Genomic DNA, 25,238 nt, shown 5'->3' on the forward strand with positions numbered 1-25,238 from the left:
CTTATGGGAGCCAAAGTATTATTAATTAATAGAAATGACAATATAGTGATTGCAGTTGAAGAACTAAATGCCGGAGACTTCATTGAAGTTGAAGGAGAAAAAATAAAAGTATTAAGTGATATCCCTGTCGGGCATAAGGTGGCTTTAAAGGATTTTGCTGCAGGAGATGAAGTTATTCGTTATGGTTTTCCAATTGGAAAGATAACAGAAGAAGTTAAAAAAGGTGAGTGGATTCACACCCATAACTTAAAGACTGCTCTTTCGGGAAAACTGGATTATGAATATCAGCCTGATTTGCCTGAGAAAGCATCAGCTGCAGAAATGCCTACTTTTATGGGCTACAGACGGGAGAATGGAAAAGTTGGAATTCGTAATGATATCTGGATAATTAACACAGTTGGCTGTATTAATAAGGTTGTAGAAAAAACAGCTTTAAAAGCAGAGATGAAACATCAAGCACTGATTGAAAATCAGGTTATTGACAGTATTCATGCTTTCCCTCATCCTTACGGCTGTTCCCAGCTTGGTGATGATTTAGAAATGACGCAAAAAGCACTTGCTGGATTGGTTAACCATCCCAATGCAGCAGCAGTAATGGTTGTGGGCCTTGGCTGTGAGAATAATTTAATTGAAGATTTTAAAGAATATATTGGAGATTACAATTCAGATAGAGTTAAGTTTATTAACCTCCAGGATGTAGAAGATGATCAAAAGGCAGCAGATAACATTTTAGATAATCTGGTTGCTTATGCTGAAAAATTTAAGCAGGAAGAAATCCCAGTTTCAGAGCTTAAAATTGGTTTAAAATGCGGTGGTTCTGATGGATTTTCCGGGGTAACTGCCAACCCTTTACTGGGTAGAATTTCTGATAAACTCGGAAGTTATGGGGGTACCAGTATTTTAACTGAGGTTCCTGAGATGTTTGGAGCGGAGAAAATTTTAATGAACAGAGCTAAGGATGAAGAGACTTTTGAAAAAGTAGTAGAGCTGATCAATGGTTTTAAAGATTATTTTCTTTCTCATGATCAGGAGATTTATGAAAATCCATCTCCAGGAAATAAAGAAGGAGGAATTACTACTCTGGAGGAAAAATCATTGGGCTGTACTCAAAAAGGTGGTACAGGGATTGTCAATGATGTCTTTTTCTATGGAGACGAAGTTACGGGTAATGGATTAAATCTTTTAGAAAGCCCGGGCAATGATTTAGTAGCAACAACAGCGCTTTCATTATCTGGTGCACATATGGTTTTATTCACAACTGGAAGAGGGACTCCCTTTGGCGGACCGGTACCAACAGTTAAAGTTTCTACGAATACTCGATTGTATGACAAAAAGAGGAACTGGATTGATTTTAATGCTGGAGAATTACTTGAAGGGCGAGATATGGATTCTCTGGCAGAAGAGTTTTTTGAATATCTTCTGGATCTTGCTTCTAAAAAAACTAAAACAAAAAATGAAATTAATGATTATCGAGAGATTGCTATTTTTAAAGATGGAGTAACCTTATAATATGTAAATTTTTGGAGGGGTAAAAATGATTTCTAAACTGGAAAATGATAAAATTCTAATTACGGTAGATAGTCTAGGAGCTGAACTAAAGAAATTAGTTTTAAAAAAGAATAATAAAAATTATCTCTGGCATGGAGATCCAGAGTATTGGGGAAGATCTGCGCCAGTTTTATTCCCGATTGTTGGGCGACTAAAAAATAATAATTATTTTTATAATGATCAAAAATATACGATGACTCAACATGGTTTTGCGAGAGATAAAGATTTTGAATTAACAGATCAATCGGAAAACCATCTAACCTACAGTTTGACTGAAGACAAAAGAAGTTTAGAAAAATATCCTTTCAAATTTAGATTAGAAATTAAATATACGATTAAAGAAACTTCACTTGCAGTTAGCTATAATGTGATAAATAGGGACCAAAAGAAAATGTATTTTTCTATCGGAGCTCATCCTGCTTTTTACTGGCCCTTGAACGAGAATGAAAACAAAGAAGACTATTTTTTAGAATTTGAAAAACCCGAAAATACAAGCCGCTATTTGCTGGACTCAGGGCTTTTAAACGGCAATAAAGAAAAAATAATTAAAGAGTCTAAAATTTTAAAACTTAAGGCAGATAGTTTTAAAGATGATGCTTTAGTTTTCAAAAACTTGAATTCAGAAAAGATTACACTAAAGAATAAGAACTCTGATGCAAAAGTTGAAATGGAATTTAAGAAATTTCCTTATCTAGGAATCTGGTCTCAATCAGCTGCTGCTCCGTTTATTTGTATTGAGCCCTGGCATGGAATTGCTGATTCAATTGACAGCAGTGGTAAACTTGAAGAAAAGGAAGGTATTATGGCTTTAGAAGCTGGAAATAATTTTGAGTCAACCTATATAATTAAAATTCATTAAAAGCTAAGCCTTAATTTTAACATTGCTTTTCTTTTGTGATGCATATCATATAAACTCCTTTCTGAAGATGCTATAATTACTTGAGAAGAATAATCAAGTATATTAATTAAAAAGGAGATTTGATAATGAGTGCATTTTTAGGTCCAATCCACATGTGGTTATATAATCAGATTCAAATAGTTGAAAAAAGAGAGATGGAAATTGTAGAAAAATTCAGCAAGAAATATTCGAAATCAGATGTTGAAAACATTATTTTCCCCTATCGTCAAAAATATGGTGAATTAAAAGAAGATAAGCCATTATCAGAATTGATTGCAGGCAGCGATATTCATCCCTGGTTAGAATCTGCAGTAAAAAGTGCTCAAAGTCGTGAAGCAGCTGTTGTAGCAGCTTTAATGGAAGAGTATAACGATCAGGAACTATTTTTTGATATCTATTCTACACAGGCAGAGAACTTAGCAGAAAAGGCTAAAATACGTGATAATGTGGAAGAATTTAATTTAGAAGATGCTTTTGAGATAATTAATGAACATTTTGTAGAAAGAATGCCCTGTGACCGCTTATCAGGAGCTGTAAAAGAAGAAACAAAAATTATTTGGAAGCATAAAAGTCAGCTGCATCAGGAGTTTTGGCAGCAGACAGATGTTAATTTAGAATTAATGCATCAATTATATGCAAAATGGCTTTCAGTTTTTGTAAAAAATCTAAATAACTCTATTGCACATAAACGAGAAATCGAAGCTGAATATTACAATGATGTTTTCTTTATTGAAGACTAATTTTTAATTTAAATTATGAAAAAGGCTCAGTTTATTTTATAAGCTGGGCTTATTTGTTTTTGGAATAGTTTTTTTGACATTTAAAATAAACACTGATATTATTTACTTAGTCGAAAAAGAAAAAGGAGAAGTGATATTATCAATAAAAAATTAGCAGTTTTAAAAGACCTTCTCTCAATGTTTATAACACAGCACAGGAATCATTTATCATATATAATTGGTTTTATTTCTGCTTTAAGTTTTGCTTTAGTTTACAATAGCTTTGGTCTTGAGTTAGCATTAGCTGCTTTATTAACAGGGTTTCTAGTTTTTGAAATCTTTAATCATTTTTTTGGTGGAAGTCCGGATATCATTGTTATGGGTGTTGACAGCGAAGAAGATATTATGAAGACTTTAAAGAAAACTATGTCTAAAGCTATTAAAGAAAAAAACAAAAATAGTTCCAAAAATAAAAACGAATAACGAAGCATATTATTTTAACAGCCTTTTAGGCTGTTTTTCTTTTTTATAATTTGACATAATATTTAGAATTTATTAAAATTAGTTTAGACTTAAGGGGGAGTGATAAAATTGTTAAAAGCAAGAAAAATTGTTATTAGTGTGATTTTGGCTTTGTTGTTAGTTCTTAGTTTTTCTTTTTCAATGATGGCGGCTGAAACTTTGAGTATTCTTGCTACTTCTGATGTCCATCAATATCTACTGCCTTATGATTATATGGAAGACAATCCAGATGAAACAATAGGTTTTTCTAAGATTTATTCTTTAATTGAAAAAGAAAGAGAAAATAATCCTAATACATTACTGCTTGATAATGGCGATCTCATTCAGGGTAGTTTAATTGGTCTTTATGAATATCAAATTGATCCAATTGCTGAAGGAGAAACTCAGACAATAATCAAAGCTTATAATCATGCAGGTTATGACGCAGCCACAATTGGAAATCATGAGCTGCAGGATTACAGCATGGATTATTTAGAAAAGGCAATGGCTGGAGCAGAATTTCAATTTGTATCAGCAAATATTAAACTTGCTGATAATGAGGAAAAATATTATACAGATCCTTACACGATAGTTACTAAAAATATAAATGGCAAAGATATTAGAATTGGTGTAGTTGGTTTTGTTCCCCCTCAATCTATGCTCTGGGGTAAAGATCATTTAGAAGGGAATGTAATAATTGAAGATATTGTTGATTCTGCTAGAAAAGTAATACCTGAACTAGCTCAAAAAACTGATTTAGTGGTAGTTTTATCACATTCAGGAATTTCTGATGCAGATGTTGATTCTTATGATGCTCGAGAAAATGCATCTTATTATATTGCACAAATGGATGAAGTAGATGCTTTAATTACCGGTCATCATCACGGGACTTTTCCAGATGACTATAAAGATTTAGAAGGAGTTAATGCAGAAGAGGGAACAATATTTGGTGTACCAACTGTAATGCCAGGTTCCTGGGGATCTGCTCTTGGGGTCATTGATTTAGAGGTTGAAGAAAATAAAGGCAGCTGGAGAGTTGTAGACCATCAGGTAAGACACGAAATTGTTGATGAGAATGTAGAATCTCATCCTGAAATCGAAGAAATAGCTGATGATGTTCATCAAAATGTTATTGAATATGTAAGAACACCAATTGGTGATACTGAAAGAGATATCACTTCTTATTTATCAAGAGTTATGGATTCTCCTGTGACTCAAATAATTAATGATGCTCAGTTATGGTGGGCCAAAGATGAGTTCAGTTCTGGTGAATATTCTGATTTACCAATCCTATCTGCTGCAGCTCCATTTAGAGCTGGTAGAGAGGATGCAGATTATTTCACTGAGGTTATGACAGGTGGAGTAACTATTGGTGATGTAACAGATATTTATATTTATGATAATCAAATTAGAGTAATGCACTTAAACGGTAAACAGATAATTGATTGGCTGGAAAGAAGTGCAGAAAATTTCAATAGAATTGATCCTAATTCAGAGGAAACTCAAGAACTATTAGATCCTGAATTTGCAGCTTATAATTTTGATGTAATTGATGGAATAGAATATGAAATTGATGTAACTAAAGCAGAAGGAGAAAGAGTTGTAAATGCCACTTACGAGGGTAAACCGTTAACTGAAGAAATGGAATTTTTGGTAGTGACCAATGATTATCGCGCTGGTGGAGGAGGAGATTTCCCACCTGCAGTAGCAGAAGATCCAGTTTATGCCCCAAGTGGTTTGGTAAATAGGGAAATTATTATGAACTACATTGAAGAAATGGGAACAATTAATCCAGCTCCAGATTATAATTGGAGTATTAAATCTTTTGATGCTGCTGGAGATATAACTTTCCGTTCCCATCCTGAAGCTATGAGTTATATAGAAAAATATGAGATCCCTAATATTTCTTTTGTAGAAACAGATGAAAATGGAATGGGAGTTTATAAGCTTAATGTTACAAATCTAAACAAATAAATATTTACTGAGTACTAAAGATTTTCAAAGAAAGCTCTTTCTATTTAGGGTTAAGAAAGAGCTTTCTTTTTTTATATAATTTCATCTATAAACTTTTTCTGTTATAATAACTTTATAAATACATATTAATAGGAGAAAAATATGAAGCTGCTTAAAAATTTTTCAATAAAAAATAAAATAATGATAGGAATTGGATTGACTTTTGTCCTGGCTATGTTTTTCTTGATGGGAATAGTAATTTATCAGTTTAATGACTTATCAGCTGAAAATCAAAGGTTAATTGAAAAGGAATTATTAGAAAGAAATTATGACAAGTATCAGACTTTAGTTGAAAATAGAGCTGAAATATTATCAAAAAATTATCACCTGCATTTGCAGGAAAGAGCTGCAGATGATGAAGATCTAACTGAATCAGAAATAAGGAATATAATATCGGAACTTAACCAAAATCAGTCTGTTGACGATATGTATTATTTTATTTATGATTTAAAAGGTGAAACTATTTCCTTACCTCCTACACCAGAATTAGAAGGTACAAACAGAAAAAATTTAGAGGTTGAAGGAAGACAATTATTAAAAGAAATGATTACAGTAATAGAAGAGGATGGGTCTGGAAGAATCAGCTATCCCTACACAAATCCTCTAACAAATCAGGTAGAGACTAAATATGCATATGTGCAAAAAATAGAAGGCACAGAAATGTTTGTAGGTGCTGGTGGTTATCAAAGCAGTTATTATAATATTGTTGATCAGCTGTTAACTGAAATATATGAAATTAGAAATAGAACTATATATCTTTTATTAATTGCTTTTATTATTATTATAGCAGTTATATTTTTAATAATTTATGACATTTCAAAATATATAAATTCAAATTTTAAAAGTCTGCTTTCTTCATTCAAAAGAGTAGAAAAAGGTCAGCTAAATTATCAGCTTGATATTAGTAATCAGGATGAATTTGGGAGATTAGCTGCTGGATTTAATCAGATGATAGGCAGAATAAAAGAATTAACATATAATGATCCTTTAACAGGTCTTCCAAATTTAAATTTTCTAGAAAGTCAGTTAGCTGAGACTTTAAGAAAAAAAGAAAATAAAGCAGAAAATATTTATTTATTTACTTTAATTACTGAAAATTTAACTTTGATTAACAGCAATTATGGCTATCAAAAAGGAAATGAAGTTTTACAGGAACTTTTTCAAAGGCTAAATAAAAATTTACCTGAAGATACAACAGTAGCTCGAAAAAATGATGAATTTATTTTTTATTTTAAATCGTCGAAAACTGAAAAAGAAATTAAAGAATATGCAGGTAATATTTTAAGTAACTTATTAAAACCATATGAAATTGAAAACAACTTAGTTTATTTAAATTTAGAACTTGGAATTGCGGTTAATGAAAAACATTGTAATTGCTCAGAATTAATTAGGAAATCAAGACTTGCACTTCATTTTGTGGATCAGAAAAACAAGATAAAGTTTTTTGACAAGTCAATGCTGGGCCAGCTATCAGGAAAGTTAAATCTGGAAAGCAAATTGAGAAAAGTCATTTCGAACAGGGATTTTAAACTGCATTATCATCCACAATTAGAATGTAAAACTAATAAAGTGGTTGGAGTAGAAGCTTTAATTCGCTGCAGTAAATTTAAAGAATTAAATATTTCGCCAGAAGAGTTTATTTCAGTTGCAGAAGAAACAGGTATGATTTTAGAATTGAGTCAGTGGATTTTAGATACTGCTCTAAGACAATTAAAAGTTTGGAAAAATAAAGGTTATCGAGATTTATTTGTTTCGGTTAACATAGCCCCTGAACAGTTTCAACAGGATAACTTTGTTTCAAAAATAAAAGATTTATTAAATAAACACCAACTTGAAGCAAAGTACTTAGAACTAGAAATTACGGAACGAACTGTAATCAAAGATGTTGATTATACTGTTAGAGTTTTAAATGAATTGAAAAAATTAGGGGTACTAATTTCTATAGATGATTTTGGAACCGGGTATTCTTCTCTAGAATACTTAAATAGATTTGAAATTGACAAATTAAAAATTGACAAATCTTTTGTTCACAGCGAAAGCAATTTAAATATTGTTAAGACAATTATTGTTATGGGTAGAAATCTAGGTTTGGAAGTTGTAGCTGAAGGTGTAGAAAATAGAAAAGAATTAGATTTTTTAATAGAAAATAATTGTAATTACTATCAAGGTTATTATTTTTCTAAACCCAAAAACGCATTAGAAACAGAAAAATATTTTAAAAATAAGAATTCAAATTAGTTACTGAAAAGGAGTTAGTTATGCAGCTGCAAATTAAAGAGTTTTTTGAACTGAGCAATTTAGAGTTATATAAAATAATTGAAGCAAGAATTAATGTTTTTGTTGTGGAACAAAATTGTCCTTACAGAGATTGTGATAATAAAGATCAGAATTCTTTTCATCTATATTATGAAGAAGAGGATGAAATTATTTCTTATTTAAGAATAATACCTGCTGGAATATCATATCCAGAAATATCTGTTGGCAGAGTTTTGGTTAAAAAAGAACATAGAAAAAATGGAATTGCCACCAAAATGATGGAAGAGGCCATCTCATTTATTGCGAATAATTTTGACTCAAAAACAATAAGAATATCAGCTCAGGAATATGTTCTTGATCTTTATCAAAACATTGGTTTTAAGGTTGTATCTGATAGATATTTAGAGGATAACATTCCCCATTATGAGATGATTTATAAATTGTAATTTGAGATTTTTTTTGATAGAATTAAGATGAAACATGATACTGTTTGGGGGTGTTTATTTAATTTGATAAATTTAACAGATACGGTTGTGCTGGCAAAAAAATGGGCTATAAATGTGGGGCATATGCAGAGACAAAAATTAAAAAAAGAAAGTTTTAAAGTTAATACTAAAAGTACATTAAGTGATCTAGTCACAGAAGTTGATTTGATAAGTGAAGATATGATAAGAGCTAAAATTAGACAGAATTATCCTGAACATAATATAATGGGAGAAGAAAATGAGTTTGAGGATAAAAAAAGTGACTACACCTGGATTATTGATCCGTTAGATGGAAGTAATAATTATGCGAGTGCTTATCCAATTTACTGCATATCTATCGCTCTAAAATATAAAGATAAAATTGTCATGGGAGTTATTTATGTTCCAGAATTTGATGAAATATATTCTGCAATTAGAGGTAGAGGTGCTTATAAATCTGGAACTAAAATTAACATATCATACAAAACCGCTTTAAGTCAGTCTCTAGTTGCGACTGGGTTTCCTTATGATAAGAAAGATTCAAAAATTGATAATTTGGCCCCATTTAATAAAATACTGAAAGAAATCAGAGGTATTAGGCGTTCTGGAAGTGCTGCTTTTGATTTAGTATCCGTTGCAGCAGCTAGAATTGATGCAGTTTGGGAGTTTAAATTAAAAGAATGGGATTATGCTGCAGGTAAATTATTAGTTGAAGAAGCTGGAGGAGAGTTTTACAAGACTGAAATTGAAGGAGCACCACTGATAATAGCTGGTAGTACAGAATTGGTAGCTGAATTGAAAAGGATTATTGAAGAAATATATTTATAAAAATATAAGTAGGTGAGTAGTAGAATGAAAATAGTTAGATACAAAAAAAATAATGTAATAAGAAATGGGATTCTAAAAGACGATCAGATATATAATATTCAGGGCAATATCTTTTCTGAATTTCATCCTGCAGAGAAGGCATTTTTTTTAAAAGATGTTGACCTTTTAGCACCTATAACTCCGCCAAATATTATTGCAATTGGTTTAAATTATAGACAGCATGCAGTTGAAACTGGAGCTGAAATTCCCGAGAGACCTGTAGTTTTTTTAAAGGCTACAAATAGCTTAACTAATCCTAATTCTGATATAATTTTACCCCAAATTGCTGCAGATGAAGTTGATTTCGAAGCTGAGTTAGCAGTTGTCATTTCTAAAAAAGCTAAAAACATTGAAACTGTAGAAGTTGATGATTATATATTAGGTTACAGCTGTGCTAATGACGTGAGTGCACGTGATTGTCAAATAAAAATAGATAAGCAGTGGGCTCGAGGTAAGTCCTTCGATACTTTTTGTCCTTTAGGACCCTGGATTGAAACTGATTTAGATCCTGGTGATTTAAAAATAAAATCTATTTTAAATGGCAAGGTTATGCAGGAGTCTAAAACTTCAGATATGATTTTTAATGTTGAACAAATTATTAGTTATTTATCACATAACATGACTCTTTTACCGGGGACAGTTATTTTAACAGGAACCCCAGAGGGGGTTGGTTTTGCAAGAGAAGATCAGATATTTTTAAAAGAAGGAGATCAGATAATTATTGAAATTGAGGGTATAGGAAGTTTAAAAAATAAGGTTCGAAAAGAGGAGGCTTAACCTTTCTATATTAAATATTTTTCAAAGCTCTTTAGGGAGGTAAATTATGCAGTTTTTTAATCAAAAAACATTTATTTTGTTAATCCCTGTTCTCTTAGCAGTCCTTTATTATACTATTCATAAATTGATTAACTATTATAAAAGAAAAAGGGCTGAAGAACTATTTTCAAACTATCATAAAGATAGAATTATTTATTTCAGCAAAGAAGTTAACTTTTTTGGACAAAAATCAGCTGGTAGAACCCAGGTTAGAGGTAATGGATCTTTACTTTTAACACCAGATGAACTCCATTTTACCAGGTGGGTTCCTAAAAAAAGTCTAATTATACCATTAAATAATATTGAAAATATTGAACGAGTTAATTCTTTCCTGGGGAAAAGAAAAAAAAGAGAGTTACTAAAAGTTGATTTTAATAACTCAGAAGGCAAAAAAGATTCTGCTGCCTGGCTTTTAGATAATATGCAGGTCTGGGAGCAGGTAATTAGAGATAATTTAAAAGAATAAAAGACAGCTTTTACCGCTTTTTTAATTTTAGTGGAAAATTCCACTTAGGATTAATTAAAAGCGGTTTTTTATACATTCTTAAAATTAGATGATATAATAAGAATATAGAATTTACCAATTAATAAGTCATCAATGAGGAGAGTTTATTATGATTTTTGAAAAAATAGAATTTAAATTTGGTTTGCCAGTTAAAATATCAAGTAATTCTCTCACTAAAAACATGAAATTTAGTAGAACCTTTAAACTGATTTGGCTTTTAAATGGTAAAATTTCTTTCAAAAGTAGAGATTTTAAGAAAAATAGTGTAGATATATTTAATTTAAAGTCAGGAGAAATGCAGATAATAAACAGTTATACACCTTATAAACTTTTAGAGGTAAGTCCGGAAAGCCAATATCTTGTTTTGGATTTCAAAAGTGATTTTATCAATAAAAATGAACATTATGATGAAAGTAAAATTTTTTATTTAAATAATAATAATCAAGAGGCTTTAAATAAAATAAAATATTTAACTGCAGTATTAATATTAGATTATTTTCAAGAAGATAAGCTCCTTTTGAAAAAAACAGAAGAAAATTTAGATAAATTAATAGAAAAATTAAATAATAATTATTGTATTCATACCCAGCGTAATGATGACTTTTATAAAAAAGAGAAAGAAAATATAGTAAATAAAGTTATTAAAGAGCTTGAAAATGAATACACAAAGAAATTGACTTTAAAAAAAATTGCAGCAGATTTTCACTATAACAGTTCTTATTTATCTGAAAAGTTTAAGAGTTTAACTGGAGTTAATTTTAAAAGTTATTTAGATCAAATAAAATTAGAAAAGATCCTAAAAGAGCTATTGTATACAGATAAGAACATAAACCAAATAGCTCTGGAAGCTGGATTTAGAAATATTAAAAGTTTTTATAGGGTCTTTAATGAGCATTTTGATCAGAGTCCTATTGAGCTAAAAAATAATTTTACCGAGTTAAAAAAAGAAGAAATTAGTCAACAATTTGGGGAAAAAGATTATTTAGTTGATTATTTTAATGAATTCATTATGCTTTATAAAGCTGATAATCAAAAGCAGGAGCAGCTGGTAAAAAAAGAAGTTAAAATTGACGAAAATAAAAACCTCAAAGCTTTAAATCATGTCTGGCAGAAGTTAATTAATGCAGGGACTGCTCAAAGTATTTTAGATTCAAATTTAAGAAAGCAGATCAAAGAACTTCAGCAGGAAATAAAATTCGAATATCTTCGTTTTGAAGGGATATTTAACGATGATTTAGAAGTCTGCAAAGGTGACAGTTTAGAAAATATCCACTATAACTGGAAATTGGTAGATAATATCTTTGATTTTATTTTAGAAAATAATTTTAAGCCCTTTGTCACTTTAAGCTTTATGCCTGAATTATTGGCAAGCAAAGACAAGACTATTTTCTATTATCAGGCCAATTTTTCTCCGCCAAAAGATATTAATGCCTGGCTTGATTTGATTGATGCTTTTTTAGTTCATTTAATTAATAGATATGGGATTGAAGAAGTGCAAAAATGGTACTTTCAGATTTGGACTGAATTTCCTCATCAGGGATTTCACTGGGCAGGAAGCGAAGAAGAATATTTCGAATTTTATGCTGAAACAGCTAAAAAAATTAAAGGTATTTCCGAATTATTAAAAGTTGGTCCAGCATCAGAAAGTTTTTTTGAATCAAATTTTATTTCAGATAAATTCTTAAAATATGCAGCAAACGAAAATTTACCAGTGGATTTTTATAATATAAACTTATATCACAACTCTATTCCAGAAATAAATGAAGAAGTGGATTTAACAAAATTTTATAAAGAAAGTACTTTAGAAGATATTAAATTCAAATTCAAAGAGAAAGATTATTCTGTAAAAATTGCTAAAAAGATAAGAAAGCTTTTAAATCAAGCATATTCAGAAGCAGAATTAATAGCTACCCGCTGGAATGTCAGCTGGAATTCTAAAGAATTTGTTCATGATACAGCTTTTATGGCAAATTTTATTCTGGATAATGCTCTTAAACTGCAGGATACTTTAGATGGTCTAGGTTATTTAAATATTTCTGATTTAATATCAGAATGGCCGATCAATGAACTTCCGTTTTTTGGAGGCAGAGGTTTAATGAATACTGAAGGAATAAAAAAATCAGGATATTATGCCTATATTATTCTTTCAGAACTTGGTGACAAAATCATCGCCCAGGGAGATAATTATATTATTAGTTCCAGAGGTGATGATATTCAAATCTTGCTTTATAATTATGCTTATTTTAATAAAAGTTATCAGAATGCTGATCACAGTAAAATTGATGAATATAATAGATATCAGGTATTTAAAAACAAAAAAGACATTTTATTTGAGCTAAAACTAAAAAATTTAACTGGAAGGTATAAACTTAGTCATTATTTTTTAAATAGAGATTCAGGATCAGCTTTTGATCAGTGGTTAAAAATGGGTTCTCCCTCTGATTTAAATAAACATGAAGTAAAATATTTAAAAAATAAATCATTTCCAGATTTAAAAATTGAATTCTTAAACTTAGCAAACGAATATAGTATCAAGTCAAAAATTGAGAGGCATGGAGCTGAATTTTTCATATTACGAAAACAATTTCAAGTTTAAAAATATTTAGCAGCACCCCCTAAAGAAAAGAAAGTATATTTTATCTTTTCTTTAGGGGGGTTTTTATTTTTAATTGTGAAAAAATTTTTTTGCTGTAATTTTTATAGTTTTGTCCAAAGAAATCGAGTCGATAAAATTTTCAAATTATTTTATACTATTATTAGTGATAATTATAAGAGTTAGTTTTTCTAACATAAGTCCAATAAGATATTAAAGTTAAATTATTTGTCATTTAATTCCCGGGAGATTTTTTACATCTACAAAAAATAGGAGGACTTATTAATGTTAAATAAACCTGATCAAAAAGAAATTAAGAAAAAAAGAAAAAAGTTAAAAGAAAAGGGAAAGTATCATAATGCTGAAAAATGGCAGATAGCATTTTTTGCCTTAAATAATACTGCAACTAATACTGCTTTTGTATTAATTATGTATTATGCTTTCTTTACTCAGAACGTACTTGGTCTTTCTGCAGCAATTGTTGGTGGAATAGCAACTGCAATGAGAATTTTTGATGGTTTTACAGATCCAGTAATTGGATTTATATTAGATAAAACTGACACTAAATTTGGTAAATATCGTCCCTTTATGTTTATTGGAAATATTATCCTTGTTGTTATGATTATAGCACTATTTAATGTTCCACCGGAATGGTCCAGTCAGACTAAATATATAGTTACAGCTTTATTATATGGTTTAGCAATTATCGGCTATACTTTTCAAACTTCTTGTACTAAAGGTGCTCAGGCAGCACTAACTAATGATCCTGCCCAGCGACCATTATTCACCTTTTTTGATGCTATTTATAATACACTTCTTTTTGCTGGAGCTACCTGGTTTATCATGACTTACATGGCACCAAAGTATGCGCAAAATGTTAATGATCCGGCTTTATGGTCTACGGTTTCAATTATTTTTATGTCAGCTTCTTTTGTAATGACAATTTTAGCTATTATTGGTATCTGGTCTAAAGATAGAACAGAATTTTTTGGACTTGCAGAAAATGCAGTGGAAATTAAATTTAAAGATGCTTTAGAGGTGTTAAAAAACAATAAGCCTTTACAAATGTTGATTGTTGCTGCTTCTACTGATAAATTAGCATTAACTGCTAGGCGAGCTGGATTTGTCTACTTTTTCTCCAATATTTTATATAATACTGCCCTCCAGGGTACATTCTCGGTTTGGGTAATGGCTCCTGCTATTTTAATAACTTATCTAGGAGTGAAATATGCCGAAAAAGTTGGTTTAAAAAATGCATTTGTTAAATTAACCTGGATGGGAACAATTTTAATTTTAATTTTACTTGTAATTACTCCTATGCTGGCAGAAGGTGAACTGACAACTGGAGTTTTAATTCTATTAGTAGTTCTGGGAGCTCAATATTCAGTAAGTCAGTTGGCTGGAAATATTGTAATTCCAATGATTGCAGATTGTACTGATTATGAATCCTGCCGCTCAGGGAGATTTATGTCAGGTTTTATCGGTACTATTTTTTCCTTTGTTGACAAAATGATATCTTCACTGGGAACAGTTATTATTGGTTTTAGTATTGCGCTAGCTGGCTATGGTGGTCAAAAAATTCCACCTAATTCTCCGGTTAGTCAGAGTTTAGAAATTGCAATTATGTTTATTATCTTTGGTTTACCATTAATTGGACATGTAGCTTCTTTAATTGCAATGAAGTTTTACCCGCTTGATGCAGAAAAAATGGCTGAAATTCAAGAAGAAATTGATGCTAAGAAATCAGGCGCTTCTCCTGCTTAATAATAGAAATTTAAATTAAAACAGCAGCTGAAAGTAGAAAGAGCTTCTTAAATAATTTTTATCTGAGGAGCTCTACTTATTATATGAGATTTAAAATTTTAACAAAAATGGAGTGGTAAAGATGGAGGAACAGTTTTTATACCCTGCAGAATCAGCAACAAGACAGGTTGTTGATTTGTCAGGAATCTGGAAATTTAAAGTTGATTTTAAGAATGAAGGAAGAAATAAAGGCTGGCAAAATGGATTAAGTGACTTTATTGAAGCACCAGTACCTTCAAGTTATAATGATTTATTTACAGACAAAGATATTAGAGAACATGTTGGTGATGTTTGGTATCAAAAAGATTTTTATCTAGCGGAAGAGTGGCAGCAAAAAAATGTGAATCTCCGTTTCGGTAGTGCAACTCATCGAGCAGAAGTTTGGCTGAATGGTGAAAAAATAGCTGAGCATGAAGGCGGTTATATGCCTTTTGGGGCAGTTATCAATCAAGCTGCAAAATTTGGTGAAAAAAATACTCTGGTTGTAGTTGTAAATAATGAATTAGACTTAACTACAATTCCTACAGGTCAGGTTAAAGAGTATGATGATGGTAAGAGAAGATTATTTCCCTATTTTGATTTCTTTAATTATGCCGGGATTCACTCTGCAGTCAAGCTGCAAATTTTGCCTAAAGATTTTATAACTGATATTACCACAGTTACAGATTATAAAGGAAGTACAGGTTATGTTAAATATGAAGTAGAAAGCACTTCTCATTCTGAAATTAAAGTTGAGCTTAAAGATTCTGAATCTAATGTTGTGGCTGAAGCAAGAGGAGATAGCGGGAAACTAGAAATCAAAAATGTTGAGCTCTGGCAGCCAGGAGAAGGATATTTATATAATCTGGAAGTCACCCTCTTAAGTTCCGGTGAGGTTGTGGATACTTATCCATTACCAGTTGGGATTAGAACAGTTGAGGTTAAAGGAAACCGCTTTTTGATTAATAATGAACCTTTCTATTTTAAAGGATTTGGCAAGCATCAGGATAGTGAAATTAACGGTCGAGGTTTTGACCTAGCAGTTATGATTAGAGATGCTGAACTTTTAGATTGGATTAATGCTAATTCAGTACGTACATCTCATTATCCTTATGATGAAGAGTTTTATCGAATGTGTGACCGCAGAGGAGTTGTTGTAATTGATGAGACTCCAGCAGTAGGCCTATTTGACATGAACATGAACTTCCTGGCAGCAGGTACTGGAAAAGAATCTGATTTCTTTGATAAAGAAATTGTGCATCAAGAAACTATTAAAAATCATAAAAGAGAAATTAAACGATTAATGAAAAGAGATAAAAATCATGCTTCAGTTGTAATGTGGTGTCTGGCAAATGAGCCAGATAGTGCACAGGATAGAGCTGAAGAATATTTTGAAGAAATTTTCTCCTATGCCAGAGGACTTGATCCACAGGACAGGCCCCTTACTTTTACTAATATAATGACTGCTCCTTACGGGAAATGTAAGGCTGCTCAATTTGCAGATGTTATTTCTCTGAATCGTTATTACGGTTGGTATATAATTGGTGGTTCAGAACTTGAATATGCACAAAAAGATTTTGAGGAAGAGCTTGCCGGTTGGGAAAAAGAAGGAAAACCAATTGTAATGACTGAATATGGTGCAGATACTAAAGCTGGAATTCATAAACTTCCTTCAGTCCAGTGGTCAGAAGAATATCAAAATGAATATTTAGAATTACAGCATAAGGTTTTTGATAACTGTGATTCAATTGTAGGAGAGCAGATGTGGAACTTTGCTGACTTCCAAACAGTAGAAGGTATTTTAAGAGTTGACGGAAACAAAAAAGGTGCTTTCACCAGAGATAGACAGCCTAAAATGGCAGCACATCTTTTAAAAAAGAGATGGAAAGAGCTCCCTAATAATTATAAGGGTTAAAATAATAAAATATTTTGTACCTGATGTTAATAAACTGATCAGCATCAGGTACAGTTAAATTAAAGAAGGTGAGAAAATGAATGAAATAGCTAACTTTGACAAGACAAAAGAATTTTTGATTTGTATTGATTCAGATGGCTCAGCTATTGACACAATGACTGAAAAACATCAAAAAGCATTTGGCCCGGAGGCTGTAAAAGTTTGGGGATTAGAATCAATTAAAGATATATTTTTAAAAAAATGGGATCAAGTTAATCTTTATTCAAATACAAGAGGAATTAATCGATTTAAGGGTTTGGTTAAAACCTTTAATGATTTAAAAGCTGAAGGATATGATTTACCTGAGATCATCCAAATTCAGCAGTGGGTAGAAACAAGTGGCGAATTATCTAATCCCGCTTTAAAAAGAGAAATAGAGAAAAGTGAAAATAAAGAAGAATTTAAATTAGCCCTGCAGTGGAGCCAGCAGGTTAATCAAAGAATTTCAGAACTAGAAAAAGATATTAAAAAAGTTTTTAAAGGTGTTAAGGAATCACTGATCAAAATAAGTCCTAAAGCAGATATTGCAGTTGTTTCATCAGCCAACCAGGAAGCTCTTTTAGATGAGTGGAAAAGTTATAATTTACAAGAACATGTAAAAATAATTTTGGGCCAGGAAGCAGGCTCAAAAGCTGATAATATCAAAGATTTAAAGAAAAAGGGATATAAAACTAAAAATATTTTAATGATTGGTGATGCTCCGGGAGATTTAAGAGCAGCTGCAGCAAATGATATTTCATTTTATCCAATTATACCGACAGAGGAAGAAAAATCATGGAGTGTTTTTCTTGAGCAAGCTGCAGATAAGTTTTTTGCTGGTAATTATCAGGGAGAATATGAAAATAAGTTAGTTAAAAAATTTGAATTTATTTTAAAATGAAATTAAACTCAAAACATAATTAAAATTGGAGGTAATCATGGTAGATTTAAAAGCAAAGCCTTTTTATTTAGATGATGAAGATGTAAAATGGGTAAAAGATACAATTTCTGAGATGACTATTGAAGAAAAAATTGGGCAGTTATTTATAACTAGAATTCATGGTGATCTTGATGACCCTAATAATCAAGAAATTATAAAAAAATATCATGTGGGTGGAATTAGATATGCCAGCAAAAGTTCAAAAGAAGTTTATAATTTTATTAAGGATATGCAGTCAGCAAGTAAAATTCCATTATTAGCAGCAGCTAACTGTGATAATGGCGGAGATGGTGCCTGCACAGATGGTACTTTTATAGCTAGCGGAGCAATGTGTGAAGCAGGTGGATCAGAAGAAGTGGCTTATAATGCAGGTTTGGTAAGTGGTCGAGAAGAAGCTGCTTTAGGAGTTAATTGGAACTTTGACCCCTGTGTTGATATTTTATATAACTGGAGAAATACTATTGTTAATACAAGAGCTTACGGAAATACTCCAGAAAAGGTGATTAAATATACATCTGCTTATTTAGAGGGTTTAAAAGATAATGAAGTAGGTGAAGTTGCTACCTGTGTTAAACATTTTCCTGGTGATGGAGTTGAAGAAAGAGACCAGCACTTAGTTTTAGGAATTAATGATTTTGAGCCAAAAAAATGGGACAATACCTTTGGTAAAGTCTATAAACACCATATTGATAACGGTCTAATGAGTATTATGGCAGGTCATATAGCAATGCCCGAATATCAAAAACAGCTTAATCCAGAATTAACAGAGCAGGAAATAATGCCTGCAACTCTGGCCCCTGAACTATTAAATGATTTACTAAGAGATAAACTAGGTTTTAATGGTTTAATTGTTACAGATGCTTCCCATATGTTAGGGATGACTGCTGCAATGCCGAGAAAAGATTATGTTCCTGGTGCTATTGCTGCCGGCTGTGACATGTTCCTATTTTTCAATGACAAAGAAGAAGATTTTCAATTTATGCTTGATGGTTATAAGAATGGTGTAATTACAGAACAGAGATTAAATGACGCTTTAGAGAGGATTTTAGGGCTTAAAGCAGCAGTTAATCTTCATAAAAAGGCTGATAAAAATGAATTAATACCAGCTGAAGATAAATTGGATATTATTGGTCAGGATGAACACCACCAAATGGCGGCAGAAGCTGCTGATAAAGGTATAACTCTGGTAAAAGACAGCTTGAATCAGCTGCCGATAACTCCAGAAACACACCCTAGAATTAAGCTGTACTATCTCTACGGTGAACTTGGAGGTATTTATAACAGTGACACTTCTTCTAGAGATAGAGTTATTGAAGAGCTTGAAAAAGCGGGCTTTGAAGTTGATTTAAACGAAGGTGAATCAAGAGAAAAAGGCAAGATTATGGAATACAGAGATAAATATGATGCAGCTTTTGTATTTGCTGATGTCAGAGGTTATGCTCAGCAGAATAATTATCGAATTAAGTGGAAGTCACCAATGGATAATGAAGTTCCCTGGTATGCTGCTGAAATACCAACTGTATTTGTTTCTTTAAATTATACAAATCATTATTTAGATGTACCAATGATTAAAACATTTATTAATGCCCATGGTAATACAACTGAAGTTATTAGACAAACTATAGAAAAAATTATGGGTAAATCAGAGTTTAAAGGTTCTTATAATGAAAATGTTTGGTGTGACACCTGGGAAGCCAGAAGATAATTTGCTTTGATATCCTGACATTGGGTTTTTAGAGAAAATATGCAGGTGTCAGGTGTCCAAAAATTATTGCTCCTTATTAAATTAATATAAATTGGTAAAAGACCTTACAATCTTGACAGTTGTAGGGTCTTTTACTTTTTAATTTAAAAAAGTTGGTTATAATTATTGATAGAAATTAAAGATAATTATAATATTTTTAATTTAAGTTTAATTAAACTTGATAGGAGTGATTATATGGCAGGCAAGAGGTTTCATTCATCGAAAAAGAAAAAATTATTTGCAGAAAAAAGACTTAAAAGTCTGAAACCAGCTCAACTTCTGACTGAATTAGGCTTAGAAGAGGGAGATATATTTATAGATATTGGTGCAGGTAATGGATTCTTTTCACTTCCCGGTGCAGAAATAGTTGGAGAATCAGGAAAAGTATATTCAGTAGATGTTCAAATTGATATGTTATTAGATCTAAAACATCGAGCTCAACAGGCTGGGCTTTCAGATAGAATTGAGATTTGTAAAAGTGAGGATAATGATGCTAATTTACATCAAAAAGCAGATTTTATGCTTTTTGCCTATCTCATTCATGAGGTTGAAGAGAAAGATAAATTTTTAAATAATTATTTTAAATTTTTAAAAAAGGGTTCCAGGATTGTGTTTATCGAATGGGATCCCAGCCAAAGAGAAGAAGGACCACCACTCCATCACAGAATTGAAAAAGATGAATTAAAGACAATGCTGGAAAAAAAGGGTATCAAAAATATTAAAATAAAGGAAATAGATTATAACTCTTATTTAGTCAGCGGCAGAAAAGTATAATTAAAAAATATATAGTGATTTGGATGATTTTAAAACAGTCTTTCTATAAATAGAGAGGCTGTTTTTTTGTTGATTTTATAGTGATTTTATGAAATGATTTAAGATAAGGAATTATTTTTTAAAATAGATATAGAATAAGGTGAAAATATGATAAAAAACAAACAGAAATTAATGATTCTTGCCTTCACAATTATGATGATGAACGGAGTGGTAAATAATTTAAGAGCTCAGGTAGGGCCCTATATCATAGAAGACTATGCACTTAGTTACAGCAGGCTTGGCATTTTGCTGTCTTTTATTTCAATTGGCTCAATGCTTCTTTATTTTTTAAGTGGGAAATTGATTGAAAAATTTGGTTTAATAAAATTACTTTTTTATGGCCTTATCTACAATACAGTTTCTTTAATTGCTATTTATTTTTCACCAAGTTATTATTTTTTAACATTATCATTTTTTATGCTTGGATCAGGCTTAACACTTTTAAATATTGTTTCTGTAAACCTAATTTCTATATCATACAGTGAAAATCGAGGCAAGATGATTAATCTTCTGCATTTATTTTATGGACTTGGTGGAATAATTGCACCTTATTTTGTAACCTTAGTTTTAAAAATGGGATTTAGCTGGTCACACTCTTTTTTATTTTCAATTATTTTACTTGTAATTATTTTTATTGAATTTAGAACAGCTGCGGTTCCAGAAATTGAAGCAAGTAAAAATAACACTATGAGGAGCACAAAAGAGCTGCTTAAAGATGTTAAAGTGATTTTATTTTCTTTAATTGTATTTTTACAAATTGGAGTCGAATTTTCAATTATAACCTGGTTAGCACCTTTTCTAAAAGATGTTGAAGGCAGAACAGACTTAGAAATCAGTTTCTACATAGCTCTATTTTTTATAACCTTTACGATTGGCAGGCTTTTAGCGAGCTTTATGGTTGAAAAAGTTGGTTATTTCAACTTTATTATCTTTACTGCAGGTGCGGCTTCTCTTTCTATTGCAGCAGCTTTAATTGGAGGAAGAAATTTCACAATTTTAATTCCACTTTCAGGAATTTTTCTGGCAGCTCAGGTTCCAACTGCTCAGGCAGCTATTTTAGATAGTTTTGACAGTAGTGGGATAAAAGTTGTTGGCTTTGCTCAAACTGCAGGAATGATCGGTTCTACAGTTCTAGCCAGCTGGATAATAGGTTTTATAAATGACTTTATCAGTATAAAAGCTGGATTTTATATTCTAGTTATTGCTCTGGCAGCAGATTTATTAATAACATTGTATTTAAAATATATCACTAAAAAAGAAAATCAATAGGAAAAAAATAAAATTTCTTTCTTTACTAAAAACCTAAGAAGTGTTATAATTAACTTAGTTAATTTATTTAATTAACAAAGAAATGAGTGAGCACTATGGAAAAAGGCAGTTTTAAAAATATGAAAAAAAGAAATCAAAAAAACATATTAGCTCTAATAAAAAATGAAGTCGATATTTCTCGAGCCCAAATTGCAGAAAAGCTTAAATTATCGAGGGCTACAGTAACTAATATTGTTAGAGAATTAATTGGTTATGGGCTTGTACAGGAGTCAGATTTAGGAGAATCAAGAGGTGGCAGACGTCCTATGCTGCTTAATTTGAAAGCGGATGGAGCTTATTCTATCGGGATAGAATGGGGGATAGATTCTATCAAAGCTGTCTTATTAAATTTTAAGGCGGAAATTATAAGAGACGACGAAATTAAAATTGATAATAATAATTTTGAAGAATATAAAGAAATAACTTTTGATTTAATCGAAGAATATACAAATATGCTTGAAAAAAGCAGTAAAATTATTGGCATAGGTCTTGGGATCCATGGTTTAGTAGATCCTGAGAGTGGGCATTCAGTTTTCACTCCTCATTTTAACTGGGATGAAATAGATATAAAAAGAGTTATAGCAGAAAAGTATAAATTTAAAATTTTTATTGATAATGATGTTCGGATGATGGCTGCAGGAGAGATTTGGCAGGGTAGAGATGATTTTATTTTTATTAATACTGGTTCAGGAATCGGTGCAGCTCTGGTTTTTAAATCAAAGCTTCACTATGGTAATAATTATGCAGCCGGAGAATTGGGTCATCTTAAAATCGCAGATGAAGGACCAAAATGTTATTGTGGAAAAGATGGATGTTTAGAATCTTTTGCTTCCAAAGAAAGCATTATTTCTCGTTATCAAAATTTAAAAAATAAAGATGAGGAAATTACTTTTTTAGACATTATGGAAGCCTATCAAGCAGGAGATCATGAAGCACAATTAGTTATTAATGATGCTTTAAAATATTTTGCAAGAGCAATTTCAAGTGTTTTAAATATTGTGAATCCAGAAGCAGTCATTATTGGAGGTTTATTTGCTGAATATGAGGAGCCGCTGTTAGAAAGCTTGTATCAAAAAATTAAGAGGGATTCTTTAAGTCAGTTAGTTAACAATTTAGAGATTACAACCGCATATTATAAGAACTTAGCAGGATCGGTAGGAGCAGCGGAAAAAGTCTTAAACAATTTTTTTGAAATGAAAAATTAGAATATTTGAAAAACAACGGTATTTACAATCAGCAAAAATTGAGGAGGCAGTTTATGAACATTTTAGTTACTGGAGGAGCAGGTTATATTGGCAGTCATGTAGTAAAAGTACTTCTTAGTAAGGGTCATCAGGTAGTAACATTAGATAATTTGCAGAAGGGGTTTAAAGAAGCCGTAACCGGAGGTGAGTTTATAGAAGCTGATTTAGCAGACCAGAAATTATTAAATCAAATTATGCAGGAAAATAAGATTGAAGCAGTAATCCATCTGGCAGCTGACAGCCTTGTAGGGGAGTCGATGGAAAAACCGGGTAAATATTACAGGAACAATTTTGCCAACGGAATTAATCTGTTAGAAGCTATGGTGGAAAATGGAGTAAAAAATATTGTTTTTTCATCTACAGCTGCTGTTTATGGTGAACCAGATGAAATTCCAATTAAAGAAAACAATAAAACTGAACCAACAAGCACATATGGAGAAAGCAAATTGTTTTTTGAAAAGGCTCTAAAAAGATATGATGACATATATGGAATCAAATATGCATCTCTGCGTTATTTTAATGCTGCTGGTGCTGACCCTGAGGGGGAAATAGGTGAAGCTCATGATCCGGAAACACATTTAATTCCAATTGTTCTGCAGACAGCTTTAGGTCTCAGAGATAAGATATATATATTTGGTGATGACTATCCAACCAGAGACGGCAGCTGTATTAGAGATTACATTCATGTAAGTGATCTGGCAGCAGCTCACCTTTTAGCAGTAGAGGCATTAGACGCCGGTAAGAAAAGTGCAGTCTATAATTTAGGTAATGGGGAAGGATATTCGGTTAAAGAGGTTATAAAAACAGTAAAAGAGGTTACTGGAGAAGATTTTAAGGTTGAGGTTTCTGAGAGAAGAGCTGGAGACCCAGCAGTTTTAATTGCCAGTTCAGAAAAAATTCAAAAAGAATTAAACTGGCAGCCTGAATTTCCAGAATTAGAAAAAATAATATCTACAGCCTGGCAGTGGCATCAGTCAGACGGATACACTGGATAGAATTTACTGCTGTCTAAAAAATTGATGGTCAGCGACTTCTAATCAGTAGTTTTTAAGCCTAATTAGTTAGTTAAATATTTAAATTTTAGAATGGGGTGTAATTAATGAACAAACAGGAATTATGGGATAAATTTGGCAGTACTTTTAGAGATTTTGGTTTAGAAAAGGGAGCTTATGCCGCTCCAGGGCGGGTAAATCTAATTGGTGAGCATACAGATTATAATGATGGTTTTGTGATGCCAATGGCGATAGAAAAAGAAATTACAATGCTGGGCCAGCTGCGGCCTGATAAAAAAATAAAATTTTATTCTTTGGATTATGATCAGCTTGTAGAATATGAGCTGGATAATTTAGAATATGATAAGGAAAACATCTGGGCTAACTACTTAATGGGGGTTGTCGATGAGATTCAGAAATTGGGCAAGAATCTGCAGGGTTTTAATTTGATGTTTACGGGCAATGTTCCTCAGGGGTCCGGGCTCAGTTCTTCAGCAGCTTTAGAAGTAGTAACTGCAATGACTATCTGTGATTTACATAAAATTAAAATGGATGGAGTTGAGATGGCACTTCTGGCCCAGAGAGCAGAAAATAATTTTGTTGGAGTTCAGTGTGGAATTATGGACCAGTATATTTCTCGCCTGGGGAAAAAGGATCATGCTTTATTAATTGACTGCCGCTCAAACGATTATCAGTTGGTACCCTTTAAGGATGCCGATTATCAGATTGTAATCTGCAATTCTAAAGTGGAAAGAGGTCTGGTTGATTCGGAATATAATCAGCGCAGAAATGAGTGCAATCAGGCTGTTGATTTCTTTGCAAAAAAAGAAAATGCAAAGATAACAGCTTTAAGAGATATAGATTTAGAGACAGTAGAAAAATATAAAGAAGAACTCCCGGAAAATGTTTATAAAAGAGCCCATCACGTTGTAAGTGAAAATGCCAGAGTTTTAACAAGTCAAAAAGCCTTAGAAGCTGGAGATTTGAAAAAATTTGGTGACTTGATGTATGCCTCTCATAAAAGTTTGAGTGAAGACTATGAAGTAAGCTGTAAGGAGTTAGATATCCTGGTAAATATAGCAGCTGAAGAAGGGATTGAAGGTGCCAGAATGACTGGTGCTGGTTTTGGCGGCTGTACAGTTAACCTGGTCAAAAAGAGTAAAGTAGATCAATTTGTTGAAATAATTAAAAAACAATATAAGCAAAAAACAGGCATAGATTCTGAAGTTTATATCAGCAACCCAGCACCAGGAGCCAGAAAAATTTAAATAAATGAAATTAGTTGATTGATTTTGAGGTGAT

20 protein-coding genes are annotated in these 25,238 nt (G+C 31.6%); all 20 read left to right on the plus strand.

Annotated elements, in window-relative coordinates; translation table 11 throughout:
• The first annotated feature begins 3 nt into the window (after positions 1-3).
• Positions 4-1,509 (plus strand): UxaA family hydrolase, encoded by a 1,506-nt coding sequence (locus ACZ446_RS04740; protein WP_464393969.1) that lies wholly within the window; start codon positions 4-6, stop codon positions 1,507-1,509.
• Between the two features lie 25 nt (positions 1,510-1,534).
• Positions 1,535-2,407: an aldose 1-epimerase family protein gene (locus tag ACZ446_RS04745; RefSeq protein WP_464393970.1), complete on the plus strand. Its 873-nt coding sequence runs from the start codon at positions 1,535-1,537 to the stop codon at positions 2,405-2,407.
• Positions 2,408-2,532: 125 nt separating this feature from the next.
• Positions 2,533-3,186 (plus strand): hypothetical protein, encoded by a 654-nt coding sequence (locus ACZ446_RS04750; protein WP_464393971.1) that lies wholly within the window; start codon positions 2,533-2,535, stop codon positions 3,184-3,186.
• Positions 3,187-3,363: 177 nt separating this feature from the next.
• Positions 3,364-3,648, plus strand: coding sequence for a hypothetical protein (locus ACZ446_RS04755; protein ID WP_464393972.1), 285 nt, complete (start codon positions 3,364-3,366; stop codon positions 3,646-3,648).
• A gap of 108 nt (positions 3,649-3,756) precedes the next feature.
• Complete coding sequence (locus ACZ446_RS04760; RefSeq protein WP_464393973.1) at positions 3,757-5,640, plus strand: bifunctional 2',3'-cyclic-nucleotide 2'-phosphodiesterase/3'-nucleotidase; 1,884 nt, start codon at positions 3,757-3,759, stop codon at positions 5,638-5,640.
• Between the two features lie 141 nt (positions 5,641-5,781).
• Positions 5,782-7,917 carry an EAL domain-containing protein gene (locus ACZ446_RS04765; RefSeq protein WP_464393974.1) on the plus strand — a complete coding sequence of 712 codons (2,136 nt, stop codon included), beginning with the start codon at positions 5,782-5,784 and terminating at the stop codon, positions 7,915-7,917.
• Between the two features lie 20 nt (positions 7,918-7,937).
• Positions 7,938-8,381: a GNAT family N-acetyltransferase gene (locus tag ACZ446_RS04770; RefSeq protein WP_464393975.1), complete on the plus strand. Its 444-nt coding sequence runs from the start codon at positions 7,938-7,940 to the stop codon at positions 8,379-8,381.
• A 63-nt stretch (positions 8,382-8,444) separates the two neighbouring features.
• Positions 8,445-9,227, plus strand: coding sequence for an inositol monophosphatase family protein (locus ACZ446_RS04775; protein ID WP_464393976.1), 783 nt, complete (start codon positions 8,445-8,447; stop codon positions 9,225-9,227).
• A gap of 24 nt (positions 9,228-9,251) precedes the next feature.
• On the plus strand, positions 9,252-10,043 hold the full coding sequence (locus tag ACZ446_RS04780; RefSeq protein WP_464393977.1) for a fumarylacetoacetate hydrolase family protein: 792 nt from the start codon (positions 9,252-9,254) through the stop codon (positions 10,041-10,043).
• Positions 10,044-10,089: 46 nt separating this feature from the next.
• On the plus strand, positions 10,090-10,548 hold the full coding sequence (locus ACZ446_RS04785) for a hypothetical protein (RefSeq protein WP_464393978.1): 459 nt from the start codon (positions 10,090-10,092) through the stop codon (positions 10,546-10,548).
• A 148-nt stretch (positions 10,549-10,696) separates the two neighbouring features.
• Entirely contained in the window at positions 10,697-13,183 is a 2,487-nt protein-coding gene (locus tag ACZ446_RS04790) for a GH39 family glycosyl hydrolase (RefSeq protein ID WP_464393979.1), read from the plus strand.
• A gap of 282 nt (positions 13,184-13,465) precedes the next feature.
• The gene (locus tag ACZ446_RS04795) at positions 13,466-14,944 is read left to right on the plus strand and encodes an MFS transporter (protein WP_464393980.1); all 1,479 of its coding nucleotides are present in this window, start codon (positions 13,466-13,468) and stop codon (positions 14,942-14,944) included.
• Positions 14,945-15,065: 121 nt separating this feature from the next.
• Complete coding sequence (uidA, locus tag ACZ446_RS04800) at positions 15,066-16,877, plus strand: beta-glucuronidase (RefSeq protein ID WP_464393981.1); 1,812 nt, start codon at positions 15,066-15,068, stop codon at positions 16,875-16,877.
• Between the two features lie 76 nt (positions 16,878-16,953).
• Complete coding sequence (locus ACZ446_RS04805; RefSeq protein ID WP_464393982.1) at positions 16,954-17,796, plus strand: HAD family hydrolase; 843 nt, start codon at positions 16,954-16,956, stop codon at positions 17,794-17,796.
• Between the two features lie 37 nt (positions 17,797-17,833).
• Positions 17,834-19,540 carry a glycoside hydrolase family 3 protein gene (locus ACZ446_RS04810; RefSeq protein WP_464393983.1) on the plus strand — a complete coding sequence of 569 codons (1,707 nt, stop codon included), beginning with the start codon at positions 17,834-17,836 and terminating at the stop codon, positions 19,538-19,540.
• A 234-nt stretch (positions 19,541-19,774) separates the two neighbouring features.
• Positions 19,775-20,353 carry a class I SAM-dependent methyltransferase gene (locus ACZ446_RS04815; protein ID WP_464393984.1) on the plus strand — a complete coding sequence of 193 codons (579 nt, stop codon included), beginning with the start codon at positions 19,775-19,777 and terminating at the stop codon, positions 20,351-20,353.
• Between the two features lie 147 nt (positions 20,354-20,500).
• A complete protein-coding gene (locus ACZ446_RS04820) occupies positions 20,501-21,661 on the plus strand; it encodes an MFS transporter (RefSeq protein ID WP_464393985.1) in 1,161 nt (386 codons plus the stop codon).
• A 95-nt stretch (positions 21,662-21,756) separates the two neighbouring features.
• Positions 21,757-22,905 carry an ROK family transcriptional regulator gene (locus ACZ446_RS04825; RefSeq protein ID WP_464393986.1) on the plus strand — a complete coding sequence of 383 codons (1,149 nt, stop codon included), beginning with the start codon at positions 21,757-21,759 and terminating at the stop codon, positions 22,903-22,905.
• A gap of 53 nt (positions 22,906-22,958) precedes the next feature.
• A complete protein-coding gene (galE, locus tag ACZ446_RS04830) occupies positions 22,959-23,939 on the plus strand; it encodes a UDP-glucose 4-epimerase GalE (RefSeq protein WP_464393987.1) in 981 nt (326 codons plus the stop codon).
• 104 nt (positions 23,940-24,043) lie between these two features.
• A complete protein-coding gene (locus ACZ446_RS04835) occupies positions 24,044-25,204 on the plus strand; it encodes a galactokinase (protein WP_464393988.1) in 1,161 nt (386 codons plus the stop codon).
• The last annotated feature ends 34 nt before the right edge of the window (positions 25,205-25,238 follow it).

The sequence above is a fragment of the Halanaerobium sehlinense genome (genome assembly GCF_055379485.1).